The sequence below is a fragment of the Okeania sp. SIO2B9 genome, assembly GCF_010672505.1.
In the GTDB taxonomy this organism is placed as follows: domain Bacteria; phylum Cyanobacteriota; class Cyanobacteriia; order Cyanobacteriales; family Microcoleaceae; genus Okeania; species Okeania hirsuta.
The window spans coordinates 1-4999 of the sequence record NZ_JAAHGK010000502.1; the positions used below are offsets into that span (position 1 = coordinate 1).

Sequence of the window (4999 nt, forward strand, 5' to 3'; positions counted from 1 at the left end):
ACATCTTTGGTTCCTAAATAAGTTGAAAGATTTGCCGTTAATACCATTTAATTATGAGGAAATTGCTAGAAAGAATCGAAAGTTGATATATATAGCTGGAATATCTAATTTTTTCTATAATTTAACGATAATTTCAGATGTTATGCCCTCTAAATTACTGGAAAATTTCCCCGGTTTTTTTGACAAGGATGTGTATCCATCTTATAGATTGTTGTTGAGTGGCCTTAGATTAAAAATTAATCGGGATAAGTATTTAACTTATTGGAAAAAAACGATTGATACGGTTATGAATAGATATGATATTAATTAGGGCTTGCGCTCAAAAGTCTTTTTGTAGGGGTAGGAGACAGGAGAAAGGGGAGACAAGGTAAATAAAAGCGAGGGAGCAAGTTTTGCCCCCTCAAGCAAGTTACAGAATTGAGAATTTCACAAGACTACTACATTATTAGTCTTGTGGAATTTTTTTACATTCCGGTGGCGCTTCAAAGTCAAAACCTTCCTCCGATCTGTCACATAAATTCCAATTTAAGCCATTCTTGTCTCCTAACTCAAATTTACTTGATACATCACCTACCAAGTCATTATTTATCTCAGTAAGGCTACCCATATCCAAGAACTTCACTTCTTGTGATGATAATTCAGACAACATTGTTTTCATACTAACCCACACAATATTCGGACTATTAGTCTTTTCAAAAAAGTAAAGTAAATTTTCTGGATCTTGGCTCGCAACAGTGCGCCATTGGGTAGTGCCCAGGTTTCCAGGAATAGCTAAACCAATGGGATCAGAGACATTACGGATGATGCCAAACGCTCCAGCTAACTCACCATTTCGCTCGCTGTCTGGATCAAAATTTTTAGGGTTAGATTTCAGGCTATTCTCCATTTCCATTTTGTGCAAGTAATAGTTGGCCCGGACGAACCGATCTGAGGTATTACTGGTGCCTGGCAGAAATACCCCTGCGTTTGGAAATAATGTTGCTTCTGGAGACGAGTCCTGAACGGAGCTTTTGTATAAGGTGTCCCAGTAGGAATTGATGGCAAGCTGTTCGCTGTAGATTGGGTCATTAGTCAGCACATCATATTTACTATCCTGATGGATTATTAGTTTACCATCAATATATTCTAAGATCGCTGAATCCCCATCTTTATCTGAGAGCGACATGTGAAGTGCAAGCTTTTGTCCTTGCAGGCCATCAGCTCCAAGGGTAATTGTAACGATATGGAGGGGTTTATTTGCTTGATTGTCGCAAACAATTTGGCCTTGATCATTATCTTGATCATCGGGAGATATTATTTGATAATGATCGCTGCTCATATTTTTTGTCAAGCACGCAACTGCCTCATTAACATCTTGATAATTATCAAGGACATATTGACCCCAGGCTCCAAGGGAGATATCTTTCTCATCTTGATCTTGATTTGTACCGTACTCCGTATCTCCCAAAAAAAGGAGATTGGCAACGAGACCCTTCTCGTTTATACCGTCAACCATGGTAAGGTCATAGCTGGAGTTAACAATACTGGCATACTGTGATATCCATTGGACTGAATTGTTACCAGCTCCACCTTTACGATCTAGTCCTTTTGGAAAGAACCAGAGTTTAGTATCGGGGAACTCCATCCAGTCCATACTGCGCGCAGTAATTGGTGAAGTTTCACTCGTTTTTTGATAGACGAACCGGGTACAGGCCTGAGCTGATGGAACTACTACCATGGACAGGATAGTAATAAGTACAACAAATATAGTTGCTAGCTTCTTGAGCGTCAAATTATGCTTCTTAATCATTAAGTTTAATGCTCCTGATATTTTTTTTACTCCAAAACGAAGACAATGCAAGGGTTGCAGCCTACTTTATTAATCCGGACATTGTAAGTGAGTCCCAGCCCTTTCGTGGATGAACGTTTCATTGATTGCTGCTACCTTGATAGTAGTGCTACGCTTCCTTCTAGGTAAATTTAATGCCCTGGATTTTCAACCCGTGACGATCATACAGTACCATACTGCTTCTCACTAAATCAATCTTGGTGAAGTACACTCATAGTAAGCAAGATACCTCAGCTAGGTTAAGGAAAGATTATAATCATTTTCCTAATAGTGATGCTCTGAAATTGGCTGAGGATGTGACCAAAAATTCAAGGGGAGACAAACCTAAATAAAAGAGAGGGGACGAAAGTCGCCCCCTCAGCTAAGTTACAAGATTGAAAATCTCACTAGACTATTGATTCCCATCATTATTCAGTAATCAAAAATCTAAAAAAATTATTAGTTACTTATGTTTGAGGAGATATCCCAAGAGAAGGGGTCTTTTCCCTCGAACTCTTGTGAAACATCCCCTGCAAATGTAGGATCGGTAACTTTGTCAAACACCATCGCATCATTTTTACTTTTACTTTTCAGTTTGTTTATATCAGCCCAAAAAACACTCGGATTCTTGGTGTATTCAAAAAAGTAGGTGGGATTTGGATCATTAGTAATCTTTCCTAACACACTGGGAACACTTTGGTTTCCAAGAGTCCGCCATTGGGTAGTACCAACATTAAAACTAGCTAGACCAATAGGATCAGAGACGTTGCGGATGATGCCTAAGGCTGCAGCTAACTCATTCCGTCGGCTTCCCCTCAATTTAGTCACCAACTTATCATTCATTTGCTTCAAGTAATAGCTAGCGCGGATGAACCGGTCTGTGGCATTGCTACTACCTGGTACAAATGACAAAGCTCCACCCTGAGACCAAAATGTATTTAGGTTATTCCAAGATTCATCGAGTTCAAGCTGTTGGTCGTAGGTTGGGTCGTTAGTCAGTACATTGTATTGGGGACCATGATGGATTTCTTGTTCACCATTAATGTATTCAATGACAGCTGAGTCCCCACTTTTATCCGAGATTGCCATGTGAAGTCCAAAGTTCATGTCTCCAAATTTCTGGCCTTCAACTTCCATTGCTAGAAGTGCAGGGGGTATGGTTCCAGGTCTTAGCTCGTTGAGACCATTCAGGGTTGTTGTGGCGATCTGGAGGTTTGTATCTGTCAGTCCTGTAAGTGCCTCATTAACATCTTTATAATTATCAAGGACATATTGACCCCAGCCTCCAACGGATAAGGTGTTCTCACTTTGTTCAATCTCACCATAATTTGTAGTTGTCAAAAAGAGGAGATTGACAACAAGACCCTGATCGTTAATACCATCAACAGTAGCTATGTCATAGCTCGAAGTAACGATACTGGCATATTTTGAAGTCCATTTGATTGAATTGTCACCAGCCCCACCATTACGATCTAGTCCTTTCGGAAAGAACCAGAGTTCAGCATCGGGGTCCTGAAACCAGTCCATACTGCGTGCAGTAATTGGTCCATTTGAGCCACCATTATACACTAATCGGCTACAAGCCTGAGCCGATGGAGCTATTACCATGGAAAGGATGGTAATAAGTACAACAAATATAGTTGCTAGCTTCTTCATAAAATTATGCTTCATCATCATTAAGTTCAATGCTGCTTGCTGCTGCTCTATAAAACTGATACAAGATGTCACATAATATGACAAATTGATGTTTACTTCCTGCTTCTACTGAGGCCGTTGGCCGTTACTCATCCACAGGCATTCGCGATCGAGTCTACCGCATCTCTCAAAATCTATTGACAAGCCACATTGAGGGCAGCCATAGGTCTCCAGCCTGTTAGAGTTTTGCTACGCTATATGAAAAGTGTTAGCCTTAGCGAAGCTCCTCTGAAAGAAGCAGGCACAGAGATTTTTAATGAGCTATACCTCATTTAGTGGGTACTGCTACCTTAATTAAGGTAGTAGTTCTAGGTTTTCTTCTACGTCCACTTAAATGTCTTGGATTGTTCACCCATGACAATCAAACTATACCATACTGCTTCACACTTACATCAATATTTTTTTTTCTCCAGTTAATAGACTGTTTGATATCATGTCCGGATAATTAGTGATAAAAAAACTTGTTCCTCCTTATATATATAATAGTTTTCATAAGGCGTGAAGTACATCAATGACCCCCCATTATCCACCTTTTTAAGGGGAACTGGAAGTCCCCCCCCTTTTCAAGAGGGTGGATCTCCTGACTCCTTTCTCGTTATTTATAACTATTCAACCGGACATTGTATTAATTCCCAAACTCCTTACGCTCCAAGATATCTATACAAGCTAATAAAACCCTGAAAGTTAATCCCCCAGAAATTAATATCCCTACCCACTCCAAATATGGTATATACGGCAACTGTCTCACAACTTCATCAACAACTTCAACATTAATAGGTTGAATAATCTCAAAATATTGTTGATAAAGGAAGACATACAATGTGCCAAACCCACCTATTAGCAGTACAGATGACAAACTACGCAAAATCACTGCCAACGTCGTAGCAGACCTATTAACTGTTAACTCAAAAGCTATAGTTCGCTGTCGTAGTTGAGGCAGAATCAGATCGTTATACTGACTAACAGTATCCGATAACTGCTTCAACGATGCCCTAATATTCTCAGGACGCAGACTATTAATCAAAGCACGGCGATCGGCTTCCTTATTGTACTTTTTGATAATCTTAAAAGTATTTAATTCTGGCAAGAGATATTGCAGTGAGCCATCTAATGCGAAGAAAGACCTACTAATTTTTAGAAGTGTCCAATTAGTTGGTATTTCGTTTTCAAAGATTACTTGATTAACTTCTTGAGTAGCTCCCCCCAAGGACTTTTCCCGATATGATAACCCCTTGAGTTCAGATTTAGCTGACCAAGAATCAAATCCACGAGCCATATCCACCCTGACTCTAGGAATGTTAGCTTTTGGAACATCTACACCCAACTGGATATAATAATCAGAAGCTTTAGGAAAATCTCCCTCTGAGAGAGCATTGATATAATTAAAATAAATTCTTCTGAATTCTGCGTCCAGAGTTCCCGTACTTCCCAAATCAATTAATACAAACTTACTTTTGCGTAACAAAATTATATTACCAGGGTGTAAGTCTCCATGAT

Annotated in this window: 4 protein-coding genes; 1 reads left to right on the forward strand and 3 read right to left on the reverse strand. The window is 39.5% G+C overall.

Annotated elements, in window-relative coordinates; genetic code table 11:
* Positions 1 to 310: hypothetical protein (locus tag F6K13_RS17790; protein WP_287287922.1), on the forward strand; the 310-nt coding region annotated here is incomplete at its 5' end.
* Positions 311 to 445: 135 nt separating this feature from the next.
* On the opposite strand, the gene F6K13_RS17795 is transcribed toward F6K13_RS17790, so the two are convergent.
* From F6K13_RS17795 to F6K13_RS17805, 3 genes are all read right to left on the reverse strand, one after another.
* Positions 446 to 1789 carry a linear amide C-N hydrolase gene (locus F6K13_RS17795; RefSeq protein ID WP_287287923.1) on the reverse strand — a complete coding sequence of 448 codons (1344 nt, stop codon included), beginning with the start codon at positions 1787 to 1789 and terminating at the stop codon, positions 446 to 448.
* Between the two features lie 477 nt (positions 1790 to 2266).
* Positions 2267 to 3547: a linear amide C-N hydrolase gene (locus tag F6K13_RS17800; protein ID WP_287287924.1), complete on the reverse strand. Its 1281-nt coding sequence runs from the start codon at positions 3545 to 3547 to the stop codon at positions 2267 to 2269.
* Between the two features lie 580 nt (positions 3548 to 4127).
* Positions 4128 to 4999 (reverse strand): AarF/UbiB family protein (locus tag F6K13_RS17805; RefSeq protein ID WP_287287925.1); only part of this gene is annotated, 872 nt, incomplete at its 5' end.

What these genes read in the sequence shown, in the direction of transcription:
- F6K13_RS17795 (WP_287287923.1), bottom strand. Translation starts at nt 1,789, where the DNA reads ATGATTAAGAAGCATAATTTGACGCTCAAGAAGCTAGCAACTATATTT.